This is a genomic window from Pedobacter cryoconitis (assembly GCF_014200595.1).
GTDB lineage: Bacteria > Bacteroidota > Bacteroidia > Sphingobacteriales > Sphingobacteriaceae > Pedobacter > Pedobacter cryoconitis_C.
The window spans coordinates 647,815-668,435 of sequence record NZ_JACHCG010000001.1 but is presented as its reverse complement, the minus strand read 5'-3'; the positions used below and the strand labels follow the sequence as shown (position 1 = coordinate 668,435).

Below are 20,621 nucleotides of genomic sequence, written 5' to 3'. Positions count from 1 at the left end.
ATTCTTTTAATTTAATTAATATATTTCTCAGGATGTAAACAAATAGTCCGGTAAGCTGTTGTAAGGTTACGCATCTTACCCCTTATTTTGCTTATGCCTGTTCAAACTGATATTCTAATTATAGGTGGCGGATTAGCCGGATTAACTGCGGCATTACATCTACAGCAATCTGGGATGGAGGTGATCCTGATCGAAAAGGATACTTATCCTCATCATAAGGTTTGTGGTGAATATATTTCTAATGAGGTTCTGCCCTACTTAAAATGGCTGGATGCCGATCCTTCAGTATTGCATCCTTCGATAATTTCCAACATGCAATTCACCACAGTTTCAGGGAAAGTCATTTCTACCCGGTTACCTATGGGTGGCTTTGGGGTCAGCAGATATCAGCTTGATCATTTTCTCTGTCAAAAATTTCTGGCTAAAGGAGGTCGCGTGATACAGGATACAGTGAGCAGCGTGGCATTCGAAAAAGATAACTTCTTGATTTTTACACAAAGTGAGCACCAGTATACAGCCAGACAGGTAATTGGCGCTTATGGTAAACGTTCTGCTATTGACCTCAAATTAAAGAGGAAATTTATACAAAAGCATTCACCATTTTTAGCAGTAAAAGCACATTATACCGGTGAATTTGAAGATGGACTGGTTGCACTCCATAATTTTAGAGGGGGCTATTGCGGTGCTTCTAAAATAGAAGATCAAAAGATAAATATCTGTTATCTGGCAAATTATGAAACCTTCAAAACACATAAAAATATCGCAGCTTACCAGGAAAACGTACTCTATCAAAATAAACATCTAAAAAGCCTTTTTGAAAAATCAGAACCATTATTTGATACACCAATAACTATCAGTCAGCTCTCCTTTGGCGCCAGAGAAGCAGTCATTGATCATATCCTGATGATCGGCGACACTGCGGCATTGATACATCCTTTATGCGGAAACGGCATGGCTATGGCGATACATAGCGCCAGGATTTGCGCTGAATTATTGCTTTTGTTTTTCAAAGGAGAGATTCCCGACAGAACTGCAATGGAAAAACGTTATCTTATATCCTGGAATCACCACTTTAAATCAAGGTTATGGATGGGAAGGACTTTATCGGCCCTGTTCGAAAAGGAATATTTAACGGAGAAATTATTAGGTGGGATGGTCCGGCTGCCATTCCTGCTGCCTTTGATTATCAAAAAAACACATGGCCATAGTTTAACTGTTACTGAATAATGTTTGTAAATACCACACATAGAAGCGATGCACCTGAAATTATGGATAATTTCCAGATGGAAGGAGAAATACTCAGGGATGCACTCGATAAAATTGCCAGCATAAACCACCTGCTTGGCGGAAACAAGGTCACGCTCGAAGGAATTATTTATTTACTCCGTGCGCAACCAAAATCTAAAGTAATACGTATTACTGATATAGGATGTGGAAATGGCGATATGTTAAGAGCGCTTGCAGCTTATGCAGAGAAAAATGATTTAAACTTTGTACTCACCGGTATAGATGCTAATAATTTCACGATTGCGCATGCCCGGAGTTTATCAACCGGATATAAAAATATAAGTTATGAGTGCATTGATATATTTGATGAGCTGAACCAGCAAAAACCGGCAGATATTATACTTTGTACTTTAACATTACATCATTTTAAAGATCAGGAGATTATTGCATTGCTGCAAAGTTTTCAGCGGACAGCAAGGCTTGGTTTTGTGATTAACGATTTACAACGGAGTGCAATTGCCTATTACCTGTTTCTGGGTTTATGCTTTGTATTCCGCCTGAATGAAATGTCACGCGAAGATGGACTGGTTTCTATTCTCCGCGGATTTAAAAGAAAGGATTTAATGTCGTTTTCAAAAACATTAGGTCTTCAGTATTACTTTATTAAATGGAAATGGGCATTCCGCTACCAATGGATAGTTAAAACAGCATGAGTGTAATTATAAAATGTATCAGCAAAGCATTGCCCGGATATTCAAGGAGCACGGCCGAAATCATTCCTTTTCTGGATGGGTGGCTATATGGCCAAGAAGACCGCTTTGTCCGCAAGGTTAAAAAAATATTTGAGAATGCAGCGGTAGATAAACGCTATTCATTTATGTCTCCTGAAGAGGTTTTCAGTGAGCTGACTTTTGAGCAGCGGAATGATATTTATTGCAGAGAAGGCATTAAATTAGGTATAAAATGTCTGAAAGATGCGATTGATAAGGCAGGCTGGAAAAATGAAGATCTTGATTATATCATTACCGTAAGCTGCACAGGAATTATGATCCCTTCTTTAGATGCTTATCTGATCAATGCATTAAAGCTGCGTCAGGATATTGTGCGTCTTCCGGTCACAGAAATGGGCTGCGCGGCGGGCGTATCAGGAATCATTTACGCTAAAAACTTCTTAAAATCCAATCCGGGCAAAAGGGCAGCAGTAATTGCTGTAGAATCTCCAACAGCAACTTTTCAGCGAGAGGACTTTTCGATGGCCAATATTGTAAGTGCTGCCATTTTTGGAGACGGTGCGGCCTGTGTCCTTTTGTCTTCACACCCTGAAGACAGTGGACCGGAAATACTGGCCGAAGAAATGTATCACTTTTACGATGCAGAAGAAATGATGGGCTTTAAAATGACCAATACAGGTTTACAAATGGTACTGGACGTTACTGTGCCTGAAACTATTGCAGCACATTTCCCTGCTATTATTCATCCTTTTCTGGAAAAGAACGGATTAAATATTCAGGAGATAGATCATTTGGTTTTTCATCCGGGCGGGAAGAAAATCATTGAAATTGTAGAAGCATTATTTGGTGATCTTGGAAAAAACATAAACGATACTAAAGCGATTTTAAGGTCATATGGAAATATGTCGAGCGTTACCGTACTCTATGTGCTTGAGCGGATTATGGACGCTAAACCAAAACCAGGAGACAAAGGTCTGATGCTTAGTTTCGGCCCCGGATTTTCTGCCCAACGAATTTTATTGCAATGGTAAGCGTTTTTTGTATTTACTTTACACCTTAGAATTGATAATCTTATAACAATGAACGCACAAGAAATACTAGCAAAATTACCTTACAGCAAACCTTTTTTATTTGTTGATGAGTTATTACAAATTGATGAAAACGGATCAACCGGAACTTATACTTTTGATAAAGACCTTGATTTCTACAAAGGCCATTTCAAAGATGCACCGGTTACCCCAGGGGTAATATTAACAGAAACAATGGCACAGATTGGCCTGGTTTGCCTGGGCATTTATCTTTCAGAAAATGCAAATACAGAACTGAAAGCACATGTGATGCTAACTTCTACTGCAATGGATTTTATGAAACCTGTTTTCCCGGGTGAGAAAGTTACCGTAACTGCTGAAAAAGTATACTTCAGGTTTAAAAAACTGAATTGTAATGTAGTGATGAAAAATGAAGCCGGAGAAACAGTTTGCAAAGGAAATATATCTGGAATGGTAACTACAAAAATGAATGACTAAACGTGTTGTCATCACTGGTTTAGGGGTTGTTTCACCAAATGGTGCGGACATTACGCAGTTCAGGTATGCGCTTAAAAATGGTGTGTCCGGGATTCAGCATGATCCGCAGCTGGAACAACTTCTTTTCTCTTGCCAGATCGCAGGAAAGCCAGTGATTGATACTGCCCGGATCAGTCAGTATTTTACTGAACTTGAAATCCGGAACCTGGAAAGCACAGGCATCGTTTACGGTGTAATCGCAGGTTTGGACGCATGGAAGGACGCAGGGCTTCAACCTGCTCCCGATGAAACACCGGATTGGGAAAGTGGAACTGTTTTCGGTACAGGCACTTCTGGTATTGATAAGTTCAGAGGTGCCATTTATAAATTAGATAACCTGCAAATCCGTAAACTGGGCAGTTCTATAGTCGCCCAGACTATGGCAAGCGGAGTGAGTGCATTACTTGCCGGGAAGCTTGGATTAGGTAACCAGGTAACCACAAACTCATCTGCTTGTGCAACTGGAACAGAGAGTATTTTAATGGCTTATGAGCGCATTAAATCAGGTCAGGCAACAATTATGCTGGCTGGTAGTACAAGTGACAGCGGCCCGTATATCTGGGCTGGTTTTGATGCGATGAAAGTTTGTACTTATAAACACAATACTGACCCGGAAAAAGGCAGCCGCCCGATGAGTGCGACGGCAAGTGGTTTTGTTCCGGGAAGCGGTGCCGGAGCTTTGGTTTTAGAGAGCCTGGAGAGTGCTTTAGCAAGGGGAGCTAAGATATATGCAGAAATACTCGGCGGACATCTTAATTCGGGCGGACAGCGTGGTGAAGGTACTATGACTGCGCCTAATCCATTAGCGGTACAAAGATGCTTGTCTATGGCCTTCAGGAATGCTGGCATTCAAGCTTCGGAAGTTGAGGTAATCAATGGCCATCTCACTGCCACGGTAAAGGATACGCTTGAAATACAGAACTGGGTAACCGCATTAGGGCGTTCAGGCAAGGACTTCCCTTATATCAATTCGGTTAAAGGGATGATTGGCCACTGTATCTCTGCGGCTGGCAGCATTGAATGTGTTGCTGCTGTTTTACAGCTCTATGAAGGGTTTATTTTCCCTAATATAAATTGTGAGGATCTGCATCCGGCTATTGAAACGCTGATAGATCCGGAGCGCATCCCCCGTGTATGTCTCCAAAAAGATTTTAATATACTCGTCAAGGCAAGTTTTGGTTTTGGCGATGTCAACGCCTGTTTAGTCTTAAAAAAATATAATCATGGATAGAGAAATCATGGATAGAGAAATTATCATTTCCGCTATTAAAGAAGTTGCAGCTCCTTATACCCAGGACAAAGAAGCATTAGATCAGCTTGGTGAGCATACAAGTTTCATTACAGACCTGAAAATCAACTCTGCCAACCTGGTTGATATTGTGCTGGATCTGGAAGAAAAGTTCGGCATTGAGATCGATAATGATTCCATGTCAAAAATGCTGGATGTCAAATCCACACTGGATGTTATTGAGGGTAAACTTACTGAAAAATGATAGGCAATGATCTGGTAGATCTCCGCCAGGCTGCAATAGAGAGCAACTGGAAGCGAAAAGGTTACCTGGCTAAAATCTGTACACCTGAAGAGCAGCGGTTTGTTCTGGAGGCCCCTAAGCCTGATGAAATGTTATGGTTACTCTGGACAATGAAAGAAGCGGCCTGTAAAATTGTTCAGCGCAAAACGGGAACCAGAAGTTATGAGCCTTTAAATTTTTGTTGCGGATTGCTGAATATAGAGCAGACGAAGGCCTCAGGAACGGTTAGCTATTTCAAGGATAGTTTTCTCGTGAAAAGTGAACTCAAAAATACTTTTATCCATTCGGTTGCCGTGTCAGAGATGAAGGATTTTGAACAGCTCCATTTACAATATCTTCAGCCGGATACTGCTTACAAAGCAGCTTTTAATAATTTAAACAGTCTTTATCATTTGACCGGTACCCTATCAGGAATACCGGAGTTAACCCATCAGGTTACCGGCCGGAAGCATGCTGTTTCCATCAGCCACCATGGTGACTATCTGGCTATTATTTATTCAGATTCTCTTCTATTAGCAGATTAATAATTCCGTCTGCCATACCTACTCTTGGTACATGAATCTGCTTGATGCCTGTCCATTTCATCAGGGTAATAAAGATTTCACTTGCCGGAATGATTACATCGGCACGATCAGGGTTCAGGTTAAAAATCTGGATACGTTCTTTTAAGGAGTGACTGTTCAATTGATTGTATAGAGATTTCAGCTTCAGAAAAGTTAAAGGCATCCCCTCTTTTTCATTTGCCATTTTATACAATTTATTGATATTTCCCCCGGTTCCAATTCCAGCCAGGTTTTTATGATACTTCGTTTGATCTTTAACCCACAGCCTCATTTCTTCCCAGGTTTCTTCTTTATCCTGGTTATCCAGAATTCTGATTGTCCCGATATCAAATGATTTAGAAGCTACAGGTATTTTATTTACGAATACTGATAATTCTGTACTACCACCACCTACATCTATGTAAAGATAGTTTTTCTTAATATCAAGATCATCTTCAATATGATTGGCATAAATGATATTGGCTTCTCTCTGCCCTTCAATAATCTCCAGGTCTACATTGGCCTTTTCTTTAATCAATTTAATGATTTCAAGCCCATTTTGCGCTTCTCTCATCGAAGAAGTTGCACAAGCCAGGTATTTAGTCACCTGATAAACATCCATCAGATTTTTAAAGGCCTGCATGGTTTTGATCAGGTCTTCGATTTTGCGTGCAGATATTTTATGATCTAAAAAGGCATCGTCACCTAATCTTAAAGGGACCCTGACCAGGGTATTCTTTTTAAAACCAAACCCATTATCATTGTGTGTTATATCTGCAATAAGCAGTCTAACGGCATTCGAGCCAACGTCAATTGCTGCATATCTGAGCATAATCTTCTACTGGTGTTTGTTTTTTAAGTAATTATAAGTTTGAACCTGTGCCCTCACCTTAGTGCTAAGCCGGTTTTTATGATATTTATTGTTATTTAAGCGGGTAATATCTCTTGCTTTCACGTTATCCTGTAACTGAAAATCAATAATATCCCTGATTTCTTGTTTAACGTCTTCATCCAGTACAGGAAAACCAACCTCTACACGGTGTTCAAAATTCCGGCTCATTAAATCTGCTGAAGAAAGAAACATTTCCTCTTTACCGTTATTTCCAAAGATGAAAACACGTGCATGTTCCAGAAACTTATCAATGATACTGATCACAGTAATATTTTCACTGAAGTCTTTTACGCCCGGAACAAGGCAGCAAATACCGCGCACGATCAGCTTAATCTTTACTCCGGCATTACTTGCGTCATAAAGTTTCTCTACAATCCCTTCATCAGCAAGACTGTTGACTTTGAAAATAAGATAGGCAGGTTTACCGGATTTCGCGATTTTAATTTCCCGGTCTATCAAAGTATAAAACTTAGTTCTGGATTCCAGCGGAGAAACAATCAGGTACTTAAATCCTGTAGCTACAGTACGCTTGTTTAAGGCAGCAAAAAGCTTAATCAAATCATGGGTGATCTCTTTTTTAGCCGTAAAAATACTGTGGTCACAATACAGTTTAGCGGTCTTCTCATTGAAATTACCAGTCGCCAGATTTGCATAATAAACAGGACGGCCTTTTTCTATCCGGGTAACCAGGCAGATTTTAGAATGGACTTTATAATCAGTTAAACCATAGTTTACATGTACTCCTTCTTCCTCCAGCCTGTTGGTCCAGAAGATATTTGCTCTTTCATCGAAACGTGCTTTAAGTTCGACGAGGCAGTTAACTTTCTTACCATTTTTGGCTGCGTTAATCAGCGCATTAATCACTCTTGAATTCTCCGCCAAACGGTAAAGTGTGATATTGATCGCCGTAACTTTAGGATCAATTGCAGCTTCACGAAGAAAAAGAATGATATAATCGTAAGATTGATAAGGTAAATTAACCAGGTAATCTCTTTCTGCAAGTTTGTTAAATATACTCTGGGTACGGTGTAAACCGAAAACCTTTAAGGGTACGTTTGCAGGGTATTCAAGGCTTTTATCTCCGACATTCGGAAAACGGATAAAATCACCAAACTTATGATAACGATTACCGGGAATCAGGCTTTCGGCTTCAATTTTCATTTTAGCGACCAGTACACCCAACATATCAAATGGCATTTCTGTATCATAAAGTAAACGCATAGGTTTACCTTTTTTACGTTTATCAAGGCTGGTCTTTAATTCATCAATAAACTTATCACTTACATTTTTATCGATATCCAGCTCAGCGTCTCTGGTCAGCTGCATAGAATAAGCATCCATTTCATCGTATTTGAATACGTAAAAGATGTCATCCAGGCAGTATTTGATAATATCCTCAGCAAGGATAATAAATTTTAATCCGTTAGTCTCCGGCAGTACCAGGAACCTTGGCAGATCGGGAGGCAATTCTATCAATGCATACTTTTCATCTTTTTTGCCGGTTTTCTTTTTAAGCCTTACAAAAAAGTACAGGTACCGGTCTTTGAGTTCTGGAAATGGTTTTTCCATATCAATCATGATCGGTACCAGGTTGGAAAGAATTTTATCCCGGAAGTGTTCTTTTACAAACTCTCCCCTGGCTACATTGAGTTGTGTATCATTCAGAATAAAAATCCTGTTTTGTGCAAGTTCGTTAATCAGCGTAGCCTGAAATAATTGTTCAAACTTACGTTCTTGTTTAACGACGATATTTTTAATCTCATTCAGCACTTTTTTAGGATTAAACCCTAAAAGTTCTTTGGCCTTGTCGTTTAAATTAGACAACCTGGTCATTGTAGCTACACGTACCCGGTAAAATTCTTCCAGGTTAGAAGAGAAAATAGACAAAAATTTAATTCTTTCAATCAGCGGAACAGTTTCATCTGTTGCCTCCTGTAAAACCCGTTCATTGAAATATAACCAGCTGAGTTCTCTATTTAAAAATGGGACCTTCTTCTTTGTCATGGGGGTTAGTATCAAAAAATCCCTGGTGGGACCGGATGCTCAAAACTGCGAATTCTATTGTTAATTCAATGTTAATTATTCGAGCATTAATCTTCACAAAAAAAGCGTTAAATTAACCTCAAACTGTAATTGAATTAACTTTCGTCTGTAGTCTTTTCATCCGTTTTTTCTGAAGTCACCACAGGTTTAACCTCTGTTGGCGTAGCTTTAGCTGGAGTAACAGCAGGTTTAGCCGATGCTGTAACAGGTTTTGCAGCAGGTTTAACCGGAGTTGCAGCAGCTTTAGCTGGAACACGTTTAACAACCGCTTTTTTTACCGGAGCAGTTTTAGCCGCTGCCGCCGTAGTTACAACTTTTTTTGCAGCACCAGCTGCTGTAGTTGTTTTATCTTTTACTGCTGTAGCTGCTTTTTTTACCACTGCAACATCTTTTTTCACTTCATTTTTTACCGCAGGAGCCGCTTTTTTAACTGCTGAAGCAGATTTTTTCACAACTGCTGTTGCTTTTTTAACAGGTTTAGCGATTAACGTAGCTGCTTTCTCTTCACTTGCAATCACCGGAACTTTGATACTGTTTACGGATGGTTTAGCGCTTGAAACTGCTTTTTTAACTTCTTTTTTGACTTTTTTAGCACCTTTTGCAGCTACTTTTTTAAGTTTTTTAGCAGTTTTTTCTATTTCTTTTTTAGTTGGCTTTGTTTTTTTAGTCGCTTCTGCTTTTACCTCATTAAATTTCTTAGCTAATTTACTAGCCACAGCTTTAGCCGCATGTGCTAACTCTTCACCAATTTTTTCGGCATCATGACCCAAATGAGAAACTGCTTCAAAAAATTTTTGCGAAAGAGTCTGCTCCAATTCTTTTTTAACTGCTTTTTTAGCATTATTTTTTTGCACTTTTGATTTATTGGTTTTCATAATAATTTTTTTAGCAAGAACGTTAAATAATTAATATCTAAATCTAATATATTTTTTATACTAAAGCTATAATCATGCCCACTTTCGATATCGTAAGTAAAGTTGACGCGCAGACATTGGATAATGCAATGAACAACGCAAAAAAAGAGATCCTTAACCGTTATGATTTCTCTACCTCTCAGAGTACTATTGACCATGACAAGAAAACAAATGTGATCACCATTGTTACTGAAGATGACATGCGTCTGAAAGCCATTGAGGATTCTATCATTTCCCGTATGGTGAAACAAAATCTTGATCCTAAAAGTCTTGATTTTGGAAAGGAACAATATGCTTCTGGCAATATGATCAGAAAAGAAGTTTCTATCAAAGAAGGAATTGATAAAGATGTCGCTAAAAAGATAGTTGCAAAAATCAAAGCCAGCGGACTTAAAGTTCAGGCTTCTGTAATGGACGACCAATTGCGTGTACAAAGCAAAAACATTGATGACCTTCAAAAGGTAATCTCGCTTTGTAAAGGTGAAGATTTCGGACAGCCACTTCAATACATCAACATGCGTAACTAATGGAAATTGCTGATAATGGCTTTATTTTTTCGGACGACAAAGGCAAAATTGATGCGGTTGCCGTTCATCTTTTCCTGAGTACCAAATCTTACTGGGCTGAAGGGATTCCTTTACAAACAGTCAAAAGATCTATTGAGAATTCGCTTTGCTTTGGAATCTATCAGGAAACCCGGCAAATAGGATTTGCCAGATGGATTACTGACCGTGCTACGTTTGCTTATCTGGCAGATGTATATGTGGAGGAAGAGTTCCGTGGTATGGGGCTCTCGAAAAAACTAATGTCGCTTATGCTTTTCCATCCCGATCTCCAGGGCTTAAGAAGATACATGCTGGCTACAAGAGACGCACATAGCCTTTATAGTCAATATGGTTTTGAGCCATTGGAAACGCCAGAAAATATAATGGCTGTTACGGTCAAAGACATTTATAAAAAGCAGGAAGATTAATCTTCCTGCTTTTTATTGCTCAGTCAAATTAACCTTCTGAACATGAAAAGATTTCAATTCCACAGCTTAGTACTGGCAGGTCTGTTATTCACGGCTTCCTGTACACAGCAGACAAAAAATAAGCTTCAGCAAGATACTTTAGCCAAAGTAGCAGTTTCACAACCTAAAACTTCCAAACTGGACACAGCGAAACCTGTTTCCACAAAAACATGCAGTCAGATTGCCTATCTGATACTGACCACTTCTCCCCGGTACCAAAGTTTAACGAATGGATTGAAGGAAAGGATCATTAAAAATGGGGGTACTTCATTCTATGTTTCTTACGAAGGCAGCCCCTATCCAAAAATAGATAGTGCCATGAATTACTCCAAAACCTTTGATTATAGTATTCATGAGAACTATCCTGATCATGCACCCTTAATCGCAAGTTTTACCTTTGACCCTGTAAAGAAGCAACTGTTCGAATATAATGTAGCACAGGATTCTTTGATACCTGCTGCGTTCGATAAAACGCTTTTAGTGGATTTAGCCAAAGCCTGCAAGTAAAAATCCCGCAAAAAACATTACTTATCATAGGTTAACGGGAAATTTTAGTTTACAACTTAACTTTGTATCAGATTAAAACAAGGTAATTATGGAATTAGGTATTAGTATGTTCGGGGATTTACGTGTTGATCCAATAACAAATAAATTTCAACCTGCCCAGCAAAGATTGGGCGAGATTATCGAAGAGATAAAATTAATGGACGAACTGGGACTGGATTATTTCGGTATCGGAGAACATCACCGTCCTGATTTTGCAGTTTCAAGTCCTGAAATATTACTGGCAGCAGCAGCTGTAGTAACCAAAAACATTAAACTAGGCAGTGCGGTAAGTGTATTAAGTTCCGCTGATCCGGTGAAGTTGTATCAGAACTTTGCAATGGTTGATTTATTGTCCAATGGCCGTGCAGAATTGATGGCAGGCCGTGGAAGTTTCATCGAATCGTTCCCTTTATTCGGGAACAATCTGACTGATTACAATGAATTGTTTACAGAGAAATTAGACTTATTGTTAAAAATAAATCAAGAAGAAACCATTACCTGGAAAGGAAAATTCAGACCCGAGCTGGTTAATCAGCAGGTTTTGCCAAGAGCAGTTGATAACAATTTACCAATCTGGATTGCTGTAGGCGGTACTCCGGAATCTGTGATCAGAGCCGGTAAATTAGGGTTGCCTTTAATGATCGCTATTATTGGCGGATCACCAAGTCAGTTTAAGCCTTTATTTAACTTATATAGAGAAGAATATCAAAAAGCAGGGCATGATATGGCCAGGTTTCAGGTAGGTATACATGCGCATGCATTTTTTGGCGAAAATGCAGATGAAGTAGCTGCTAACTATTATCCATTGTATGCCGCACAAATGGACAGGATAGGAAAATCACGTGGCTGGTCACCTTATACTAAATACCAGTTTGATTATGGCAGACAAAAAGAAGGGGCATTATTTGTGGGCGATGCTGAAGCCGCAATTGACAAAATCTTATATGTACAGGAAATGTTTGGCCTGACGCGTTTTGCAGCACATATGGATATCGGCGCACCTTCGCATAAAGATATGATGAAGTCTATCGAGATTTTCGGAACTAAGATCGCTCCCAAAGTTCGTGAAGCATTAAAAAAATAAGCAAGGATTTGTGAAGACCTTAAACGGTCTTCACATCTGTTTCACTGTATTCTTTGATATCTGTAATATATCCGTTCAGGATCAGAAAGTCAAAAAGCGGTTTTGCTTCCGGTGTCACCGGCATATTTACAGTAGTAATTACTTTATTAGATTTTTTATCCAGGAAAGGGTAAGCAAACAATTTTACATTTTTGGTAAACATATCGCTTACATAACTTAACAGCATGCTGGAATAGTTCTCACCAAAATTATAAGAGTTGAATACAAACTTCAGGTTATTGATGTTTGTTGAAATACCTACACTTTTAGGCTTACATCTGTCCAGGTATTTGGCTAGTTTATTATGTCTTGCAAAGTTGGAAACAATCACAAGGTTACCTGTTTTACATAATTCTTCAGCTCTTAGTGCTACTGCTTCCAGGTCAATGTTTTCAGGGATCTCTTCATCAGCAGTCAAAACATTTGATAACAAGACCTCAATTAAAACGCTCAGGTTGTCTTTCTTTACATCTTCTGTTCTTTTAAACTGATCTACAGCTTTGTTGAACATACTAAAGTTAGGCAATGATTTCTGCGCATATTTTGTCCGCAAAATCATGATATCCTTTTTGTACAAAAGATCTTTAGGTAAGCATGGGTTTCCAAGGGAGTCAAAAATGGCTGCATCTGAGAAATCCTTTACAATCAGGTAAAGATTCAGCAGGATATTATTGATGTTTTTAAAAGCAGGGCCATTTACAGAAATCAAATCGATCTCTACAGAACCTACAGTCAGGTTATCCGCAAGTGATTCAATCATTCTTTTTGGATCTGTATGGTAATAGAAAGCTGCATAAACCAGGTTCACTCCTATTATACCCAATACATTTTGCTGAAGTGCAGCATCGGTATCCAGTAAACGTACATGGAAAAAGATCTCATTCGGTTCTCCTCCAGGCTCAGTCTGAAACTTAATACCAATCCAGCCATGCGGATCATTTGATTTATTATAATTCAGGGTAGTTACTGTATCTGCAAAAGCGAAGAAGCTTCTGGTCTCATATTTTTCACCATACAATCTTTCAGTCAGCAAACCAAATTCGTGGTTCAGCATTTTAGTCAGCCTGGATTGACTTACATATCTTCCGGTTTCTTCAACCCCGTAGATTGCATCACTAAAAGTCATATCATAGGCAGACATCGTTTTGGCTACTGTTCCTGAAGCCGCACCGGCAGTAAAAAAATTACGCGCTACTTCCTGTCCCGCCCCGATCTCAGCGAAAGTCCCGTAAATATTAGAGTTTAGATTAATATTCAGGGCTTTACGCTTGGTATCAAGAATTTCTCTTTCCATTCTGCAAAAATAGCAGAAAATGCGAAGAAGCAGATTAAATTTAGATGATAAAATTGTTTAAAGCTTATTTAGATGAATTTTAAACCGCTTGTTAATTTGGGGGATAATTTTCTCTATATTGTACCTTCGATGTTAAAAGTAATTGATCTGAGTATCCAGTTTTTTAATCAGGAAGACCGCTCCTGGCAAACCGCGGTTAACCAGATCAGCTTCACAGCTGAAAGAGGGCGGGTTTTAGGGATAGTTGGCGAATCCGGCTCCGGTAAGTCTGTGACCTCATTTGCGATTATGCGTTTGCATGATCCGGCGTACACCAAAATTAGTGGTGATATTCTTTTCAACGATATCAGCCTGCTTTCCTTATCTGATAAGGAAATGAATACGTACAGGGGCAATAAAATTGCCATGATCTTTCAGGAACCCATGACCTCACTGAATCCTGTTTTCACTTGTGGCGATCAGGTTCAGGAAGCTATTATGCTGCATCAGAAGCTGAGTAAACAAGCTGCAAAAGAAAAAACAAATGAACTTTTCAAAGAAGTACAGCTTCCCCGCCCGGAGACTATTTTCGATACTTATCCCCATCAGCTTTCAGGAGGACAAAAACAAAGGGTAATGATTGCAATGGCTTTAAGTTGCAACCCTGAATTTCTGATTGCCGATGAACCCACTACAGCGCTGGATGTGACAGTACAGCAAACGATCCTGCAATTACTGTTAAAGATAAAGGAAGAACGGAATATGGGGATGATTTTTATCTCCCATGATCTGGCTGTGATCAGTGAAATTGCTGATGATGTTGCCGTGATGTACAAAGGAACGATTGTGGAACAAGGCTCTGTAGAACAACTATTTAAACAGCCAAAACACCCTTATACCAAAGGTTTGCTGGCTTGCAGGCCTTCCCCTTTATACCGCTTAAAAAAACTGCCGGTAGTAGCCGATTTTTTAAAACAAGGTACGGATCAGCCAATTGCACATTTATTAGCCATAAACAGTTACACGCAACAGGAAATTGACAGCAGAAGAGCAGTTTTATATGATACACCTCCCCTGCTTGAAGTAAAAAATCTTTGTACCTGGTTTCCGGTCAGAAATGGATTATTCGGATCTTCGGAAGACGTGGTTAAAGCAGTTGATGATGTCAGCTTCAAACTATATCCCGGAGAAACGCTGGGCCTGGTTGGTGAATCAGGTTGTGGTAAAACTACGCTGGGCAGAACAATTCTCCGCCTGATAGAACCTTCTTCCGGATCAATTTCATTTGCTGGACAAGACATTACGCATTTAAAAAAGGAAAAGCTCCGCACATTGAGAAAAGATATCCAACTCATTTTTCAGGATCCTTATTCTTCCTTAAATTCACAGCTTACAGTCGGAAACGCATTAATGGAACCATTACAGGTTCATAACGTATTTAACAGCAATGCTGAACGCAAAGCACATGTACAGCATTTGCTGGAACTCGTAGATCTGAAACCCGAACATTTTAACCGTTATCCTCACGAGTTTTCAGGAGGTCAGCGGCAGCGTATAGTCATTGCGCGTGCCCTCGCTCTTCAGCCTAAACTGATTATATGTGATGAATCTGTTTCTGCACTGGATGTTTCTGTACAGGCTCAGGTATTAAATTTACTCAGAAGATTACAGCAGGAAATGGGCTTGACTTATATCTTCATTTCTCATGATCTTGCTGTTGTTAAACATCTGTCAGATAGAATGATTGTCATGAATAAAGGAAAAATAGAGGAAGAAGATTTTCCGGAGGTTATTTATGAACATCCGCAAACTGCTTATACGCAAAAACTAATCGCAGCAATCCCGGGTAAATTAAGCTTAGTCAGGTAATTCCTGTTTTGGTACAGTCAATTTAATAATCGTGGTATTCAAAACTCGCCTGATTTCTCTTTCTTTGAGTTTATCATAGTTATTCAATAATACCTGCGCTTTAAACCTGGCAATATCTTTAGTAATACCCAGCGTTTTGATGGTCAGTCCACTGGACACAATATTGTCTTTAAAACTATCCAAGGCCCGGTATAAATGTTTTTCCAGGAAATCAGGTGTATATCCAAAATGCAGTGCCATTTCAAACTCTATACTTAATTTCTTGATATTCTGTTTAGACTGGTTGATAATAACAGAGCTGAATACCACAGAGTTGGGAATAATTACCATATCATTATCCTCATTCTGAAGGATCATATTAATCAAAGTGATGTCCAGTATCTTGCCTTCGTTATCATTGACACGGATATGATCACCCAGTGATAAACGATCTGAAAACATAATGATCAGTCCATTGATCATATTGGTAATATAATCCTTAAAAGTAACTGCAATCGCAGCCGCCACAATCGTAATACTAGTTAAGAATTCAAGAGGTTTAATCCCCATCCAGATCATGACCGCAATTACCCCGAATACGGTATTGAGAATAGAAACGATCCTGTTAATGCCTAAAATAAAGTTATCCTTGATTGTAGACTTAAAGCGATGTTTTTTAATATACCAGTAAATAACAACCAGGCGGAGAAATGAAACCGCAACGCTGGGCCCGAGAAATACCATAAATGCATGCGCAGTTAATGCTATAAAAGGGAAATCAGTAAACATTACCGGCTGATAAGTTTCGAAATACGCCAGCGCAAAAAGAATGATAGTCTTAATGATAATCATCAGAAATTCCTTTCTTGTACTCCGCTGTTTTTCTTCTATCATTTTAAATTTTCTCCTGTGATCAGACCAATTTTAATATTAGTCACCCGAATTTGAACTGTCCCTAAGCTCCGGTAAAAATTACAATTATACAAATCCCCAATACGTTTTAAGGCCTTTAATATTGGATTTATAGGCCTTAAGGCTTCATAAATCATTTCAAAGTGTTACCTTCGGAATATTGACAAATATACTATGGCAAAAAAGAAATCTTCTCAAATAAAACTCGTCTTAACTCAGTTAATCAGTGATGTTTTAGAGAATAGCAATAATGAAGCCTTGAATTATAAACAGGTTTCAGCCAAACTCAACATAAAAGATGAAGAAGCAAGGGAAACCATTTTGGAGATCCTGAAAGAACAAGCACAAAAAGGTGTTTTTTCAGAACCTGAAAAAGGAAAATTCAAGCTTAAAGATTTAAAGACCTTTATCACCGGAAAAGTAGATATGACTGCCGATGGCGCAGCTTTTATCGTTCCTGATGATGAGTTTGAAAAAGACGTGTTCGTATCGGCCCGTAAACTGCATAACGCACTTAACGGCGATAAAGTAAAAGTTTATATCTACGCTAAAAAAAGAGGCAGAAAAAATGAGGGTGAAGTCGTTGAAATTATACAACGCTTAAAAACTGATTTTATAGGTGTAATCAAAATATCTGATCGTTTTGCATTCGTCACGATCGACGACAAGAAAATGCTGCATGATATTTTTGTACCTTTAAGTGACCTTGATGGGGCCAAAAACGGACAAAAAGTACAGGTAGCGATTACCGATTGGCCAGAAGGTGCAAAAAACCCTATTGGAAAAATCATCAATATTCTGGGTACTCAAGGAGAGAATAACACAGAAATGAATGCGATCCTTGCGCAATATGGTTTTCCATTGTCTTTCCCTCCTGAGGTAGAGAAAGAAGCCAATGAAATTCCGGAGGCCATTACCGAAGAGGAATTGAAAAACCGCCGCGACTTCCGCGATACGGTGACCTTTACCATTGACCCGGCAGACGCAAAAGACTTTGATGATGCGATATCCTTCAAAAAACTACCAAACGGCAATTATGAAGTTGGGGTACACATTGCGGATGTTTCGCATTATGTACAGCCTAAAACGTATTTAGATAAAGAAGCTTATTCAAGAGCGACTTCTGTTTACCTGGTAGACCGGGTAATCCCTATGCTTCCTGAAAGATTAAGTAACGGTGTTTGCTCACTTCGTCCAAACGAAGATAAACTTTGCTTTGCGGCTGTTTTTGAACTGGACGAAGCAGCTAATGTAGTAGAAGAATGGTTCGGAAGAACTGTGATTCACTCCGACAGACGTTTCAGTTATGAGGAAGCTCAGGAAGTTATAGAAAATAAAGAAGGCGATTATGCGCAGGAAATCCTGAAGCTGAACGAGCTTGCTTATATTTTAAGAGACCGGAAGTTTAAAAATGGTGCGATAAGTTTTGAAAGTACTGAAGTGAAATTCAGACTGGATGAAAATGGAAAACCAGTTGGTGTTTACGTGAAGGAACGTAAGGATGCCCATAAACTGATTGAAGACTTTATGTTGCTGGCCAATAAAAAAGTAGCTGAATTTATTGCTAAAAAAGGTAAAGGAAAGGCTAAATATACTTTCGTCTACCGCTCTCATGATTCTCCAAACCTGGAAAACCTGGGCAACTTTGCTTTATTTGCTGCTCGTTTTGGTTATAAAATCAACATGAAATCTGATAAGGATATTGCCAAATCACTTAATTTCCTGATGGAAGATGTGGAAGGCAAGAAAGAACAAAACGTATTAACACAGCTAGCTATCCGTTCGATGGCCAAAGCAGTATATACGACTAAAAAAACAAGCCATTATGGATTGGCTTTTGACCATTATACTCACTTTACCTCTCCGATCCGCCGTTACCCTGATGTAATGGTTCATCGCCTGCTGGCTGCCTATCTTAATGGAGAACGCTCTGCCAATGAAGATGAATACGAAACTGCTGCTTCCCATTCTTCTGCCATGGAAAAACGTGCTGCTGATGCAGAGCGTGCTTCTATTAAATACAAACAGGTAGAATATCTGGAAGAAAATGTAGGTAAGCTCTTTATGGGAATCATTTCTGGCGTTACTGAATGGGGAATGTACGTAGAACTGATCGAGAACAAATGTGAAGGAATGATCAGGCTAAAAGATATAGCCGATGATTTTTATGTACTGGACGAGAAAAACTACTGTATAGTAGGTCAGCGCAAGAAAAAGAAATATCAATTAGGTGACGAAGTCAAAGTGAAAGTAAAAAGAGTAGACCTGTCTAAACGTCAAATTGACTTTTCACTGGTACAGGATTAAAGATAACATGTATAAATCAGGCGCTGTTCTCTTTTTATTACTCCTGTTTTCTTCTGTCTGTGTTTTAGCGCAGCAAAGGATTTCAGGTATTGTAGTAGAAAAAAACACAGGTACCCCTGTTGTTTTTGCGACTGTACAAGTTAAAAATCAGAAAAGTACTTTAACCAACAGCAACGGTGAGTTCGATCTTACCGTTGCCTCATTACCTGTTACCCTGCTGATTACTCACCTGAACTATGCCGGTGGCAGCTTTGAAGTTAAAACTGCGGATGGGCAATTGAAAATAGCGCTTGATCCGCAGGTGATGACTTTAAAAGAAGTGACGGTTGGAAATCCGGCAACGGCTATTATGCAGGATGCAACAGACAAGGCACTTAAAACTTATAATAATTCCAATTTTGGTAAAGCTTTCTTAAGACAAATCGCTTATGAAGCTAACGAACCAGTATACCTGAATGAGATCTGGATGGATGCAGAATGGAAACCCTATGGGCTGATTGGCTGGCATCCTACAGAAGCACGTCATCTCCAGGGTCAAAAAGGGATATCCTATACCAATACAAGTTTCTTCTCCTTCATATTTTCCGGTTATCTGGCCAATTCATTCCATAAAAAACCACTTTTAAGGAAAGTAGATTCCCTTTATACTTTTAAACTTGCAGGTACTTATCTCCAGGATGGAGAAGAGATTGCAAAGATTATCTGTACGCCTAAACGGGCACTCAAAGAGAAAAGATTTGAGGGGGCTTATTATGTGAATACCGTCACCAGCAATGTACTCAAAATTGAAGGAGTAATTAAAGGCATGTTCTTTAAGAGTAATGGGCCTGTAAGTATTAAAAACAAAGAAACCGCATTTATCGCACAGTACAGATTGAATAAACAGGGGGACAATGTACTGGACTATTCAGTTTTTAACACTTCGAACAGATTAAAAATGATGGGTCTGGGCGTGCAGGATACCGATCTTTATTCCACCTTGTATATGACTGATGACGATACTATAGATCAAAGTAAGCTGGAAGAAGTAAGTTTGAAGATAAATGATAGTAACCTGGTCAAAGCAATGACCTATAATGAAGATTTCTGGAAAAAGAATCCGGGGATTAAAAGAACCGCAAAGGAACAGGCAGCAATAGAAATTTTAGAAAAAAACACCACATTAAGAAAATAATGCATACCATTTTTGAGTTACAACAATTAATTGAAACAGCGATCAAAAAGGTCGAATATCCAGAGATTCCTTCCAGGTTATACGAGCCAATAAGCTATATTATGCGCCTTGGCGGCAAACGGATCAGACCGGTATTGCTTTTACTTTCCAGTGAATTGTTTAACACTGATGCCACCGAAGCAATAGAGGCAGCGCTGGCAATTGAAACCTTCCATAATTTTACGCTGATCCATGATGATATTATGGACAACGCTCCTTTACGCAGAGGTCAGGATACAGTTCATATTAAATGGGGTGTAAATAACGCGATCCTGAGTGGCGATGTGATGATGGTTGAAGCCAACAAACATTTGACAAATCTGGATGCCAGCATTCTTAAAAAAGCTTTGCATTGTTTCAATGCTACCGCACAGGGAGTTTGTGAAGGTCAGCAATTGGATATGGAATTCGAACAGCGGACTGACGTGAGTATCCTGGAATACATCAATATGATCCGTTTAAAAACGGCAGTACTGGTAGGCGGGGCGATGAAACTCGGTGCAATTGTAGGTGGTGCAAGTGAGCAGGATGCTGAACATCTTTATGATTTTGGTGAAAATTTTGGTATCGCCTTCCAGTTGCAGGATGATATCCTTGATGTTTACGGTGATCCTGTTAAATTTGGCAAACAAGTAGGCGGCGATATTATTTCCAACAAACAAACCTTCCTTTTGCTTAAATTGAAAGAATTGGCTAACAGCAATGACCTGGCTTTCCTGGAATCACAATCTTCAAATACAGCTTACCCTGCAAAAATTGAAGCGATTACAAACTTATATAACAGTTACAACATCAGGAAAATTGCAGTTACTGAAATGAAACGCAGCCTTGACATTGCTTTTACAGCATTGGAAAAAGTAAGTACTGAGCCAGCTAAAAAGAATAAACTGATCCAGCTTGCCGAATCACTGCTTGATAGAGAACACTAATATTTGCATGCT

The 20,621-nt window shown here is 39.1% G+C and carries 20 protein-coding genes; 15 read left to right on the top strand and 5 right to left on the bottom strand.

Annotated features, from left to right (window positions below):
* The first annotated feature begins 93 nt into the window (after positions 1-93).
* Genes HDE70_RS03060 through HDE70_RS03030 form a run of 7 tightly spaced genes read left to right on the top strand, consistent with a single transcriptional unit; the run spans position 94 to position 5,579 of the window.
* Positions 94-1,227 carry an NAD(P)/FAD-dependent oxidoreductase gene (locus tag HDE70_RS03060; RefSeq protein WP_183887951.1) on the top strand — a complete coding sequence of 378 codons (1,134 nt, stop codon included), beginning with the start codon at positions 94-96 and terminating at the stop codon, positions 1,225-1,227.
* Positions 1,227-1,940: a methyltransferase domain-containing protein gene (locus HDE70_RS03055; protein WP_183887949.1), complete on the top strand. Its 714-nt coding sequence runs from the start codon at positions 1,227-1,229 to the stop codon at positions 1,938-1,940. Before HDE70_RS03060 ends, HDE70_RS03055 begins: the two co-directional genes overlap by 1 nt.
* On the top strand, positions 1,937-2,989 hold the full coding sequence (locus tag HDE70_RS03050) for a type III polyketide synthase (RefSeq protein ID WP_183887947.1): 1,053 nt from the start codon (positions 1,937-1,939) through the stop codon (positions 2,987-2,989). The genes HDE70_RS03055 and HDE70_RS03050 overlap by 4 nt, the downstream gene beginning before the upstream one ends.
* A gap of 48 nt (positions 2,990-3,037) precedes the next feature.
* Positions 3,038-3,484, top strand: coding sequence for a 3-hydroxyacyl-ACP dehydratase FabZ family protein (locus tag HDE70_RS03045; protein ID WP_183865219.1), 447 nt, complete (start codon positions 3,038-3,040; stop codon positions 3,482-3,484).
* A complete protein-coding gene (locus HDE70_RS03040; protein WP_183887944.1) occupies positions 3,477-4,754 on the top strand; it encodes a beta-ketoacyl-[acyl-carrier-protein] synthase family protein in 1,278 nt (425 codons plus the stop codon). The genes HDE70_RS03045 and HDE70_RS03040 overlap by 8 nt, the downstream gene beginning before the upstream one ends.
* A complete protein-coding gene (locus tag HDE70_RS03035; protein ID WP_260159904.1) occupies positions 4,747-5,016 on the top strand; it encodes an acyl carrier protein in 270 nt (89 codons plus the stop codon). Before HDE70_RS03040 ends, HDE70_RS03035 begins: the two co-directional genes overlap by 8 nt.
* On the top strand, positions 5,013-5,579 hold the full coding sequence (locus HDE70_RS03030; RefSeq protein ID WP_183887943.1) for a 4'-phosphopantetheinyl transferase superfamily protein: 567 nt from the start codon (positions 5,013-5,015) through the stop codon (positions 5,577-5,579). Before HDE70_RS03035 ends, HDE70_RS03030 begins: the two co-directional genes overlap by 4 nt.
* Here the strand turns inward: HDE70_RS03030 and HDE70_RS03025 are convergent.
* The 3 genes from HDE70_RS03025 to HDE70_RS03015 form a co-directional block, all read right to left on the bottom strand.
* The gene (locus tag HDE70_RS03025) at positions 5,545-6,429 is read right to left on the bottom strand and encodes an exopolyphosphatase (RefSeq protein ID WP_183887941.1); all 885 of its coding nucleotides are present in this window, start codon (positions 6,427-6,429) and stop codon (positions 5,545-5,547) included. The genes HDE70_RS03030 and HDE70_RS03025 overlap by 35 nt on opposite strands.
* 6 nt (positions 6,430-6,435) lie before the next feature.
* Complete coding sequence (gene ppk1 / locus HDE70_RS03020) at positions 6,436-8,493, bottom strand: polyphosphate kinase 1 (protein WP_183865209.1); 2,058 nt, start codon at positions 8,491-8,493, stop codon at positions 6,436-6,438.
* Positions 8,494-8,627: 134 nt separating this feature from the next.
* Positions 8,628-9,407, bottom strand: a complete 780-nt coding sequence (locus HDE70_RS03015; RefSeq protein WP_183887939.1) for a hypothetical protein — start codon at positions 9,405-9,407, stop codon at positions 8,628-8,630.
* 74 nt (positions 9,408-9,481) lie between these two features.
* Between HDE70_RS03015 and HDE70_RS03010 the strand changes: the two genes are divergently transcribed.
* The 4 genes from HDE70_RS03010 to HDE70_RS02995 all read left to right on the top strand — a co-directional run bounded on the left by HDE70_RS03010 (position 9,482) and on the right by HDE70_RS02995 (position 12,088).
* Positions 9,482-9,973, top strand: coding sequence for a YajQ family cyclic di-GMP-binding protein (locus HDE70_RS03010; protein ID WP_068401353.1), 492 nt, complete (start codon positions 9,482-9,484; stop codon positions 9,971-9,973).
* Positions 9,973-10,419 (top strand): GNAT family N-acetyltransferase, encoded by a 447-nt coding sequence (locus HDE70_RS03005; RefSeq protein ID WP_183865204.1) that lies wholly within the window; start codon positions 9,973-9,975, stop codon positions 10,417-10,419. Before HDE70_RS03010 ends, HDE70_RS03005 begins: the two co-directional genes overlap by 1 nt.
* Before the next feature lie 42 nt (positions 10,420-10,461).
* Entirely contained in the window at positions 10,462-10,965 is a 504-nt protein-coding gene (locus tag HDE70_RS03000; protein WP_183887936.1) for a hypothetical protein, read from the top strand.
* Positions 10,966-11,053: 88 nt separating this feature from the next.
* Positions 11,054-12,088, top strand: a complete 1,035-nt coding sequence (locus tag HDE70_RS02995) for an LLM class flavin-dependent oxidoreductase (RefSeq protein WP_183865200.1) — start codon at positions 11,054-11,056, stop codon at positions 12,086-12,088.
* Positions 12,089-12,107: 19 nt separating this feature from the next.
* Here HDE70_RS02995 and HDE70_RS02990 read toward each other — a convergent pair whose 3' ends face one another.
* The gene (locus tag HDE70_RS02990) at positions 12,108-13,421 is read right to left on the bottom strand and encodes a nicotinamide mononucleotide adenylyltransferase (RefSeq protein ID WP_183865198.1); all 1,314 of its coding nucleotides are present in this window, start codon (positions 13,419-13,421) and stop codon (positions 12,108-12,110) included.
* A 72-nt stretch (positions 13,422-13,493) separates the two neighbouring features.
* Between HDE70_RS02990 and HDE70_RS02985 the strand changes: the two genes are divergently transcribed.
* Positions 13,494-15,269, top strand: coding sequence for an ABC transporter ATP-binding protein (locus HDE70_RS02985; protein WP_260159903.1), 1,776 nt, complete (start codon positions 13,494-13,496; stop codon positions 15,267-15,269).
* Here HDE70_RS02985 and HDE70_RS02980 read toward each other — a convergent pair.
* Positions 15,258-16,142 carry a mechanosensitive ion channel family protein gene (locus tag HDE70_RS02980; RefSeq protein ID WP_183887934.1) on the bottom strand — a complete coding sequence of 295 codons (885 nt, stop codon included), beginning with the start codon at positions 16,140-16,142 and terminating at the stop codon, positions 15,258-15,260. The two genes, HDE70_RS02985 and HDE70_RS02980, sit on opposite strands and share 12 nt — an antisense overlap.
* A gap of 192 nt (positions 16,143-16,334) precedes the next feature.
* On the opposite strand from HDE70_RS02980, the gene rnr reads away from it, so the two are divergent.
* Genes rnr through HDE70_RS02965 form a run of 3 tightly spaced genes read left to right on the top strand, consistent with a single transcriptional unit; the run spans position 16,335 to position 20,609 of the window.
* Positions 16,335-18,467: a ribonuclease R gene (gene rnr / locus HDE70_RS02975; protein WP_183865194.1), complete on the top strand. Its 2,133-nt coding sequence runs from the start codon at positions 16,335-16,337 to the stop codon at positions 18,465-18,467.
* Between the two features lie 7 nt (positions 18,468-18,474).
* Positions 18,475-19,641 (top strand): carboxypeptidase-like regulatory domain-containing protein, encoded by a 1,167-nt coding sequence (locus HDE70_RS02970; protein ID WP_183887932.1) that lies wholly within the window; start codon positions 18,475-18,477, stop codon positions 19,639-19,641.
* A complete protein-coding gene (locus HDE70_RS02965) occupies positions 19,641-20,609 on the top strand; it encodes a polyprenyl synthetase family protein (protein WP_183887930.1) in 969 nt (322 codons plus the stop codon). The genes HDE70_RS02970 and HDE70_RS02965 overlap by 1 nt, the downstream gene beginning before the upstream one ends.
* Positions 20,610-20,621 lie beyond the last annotated feature (12 nt).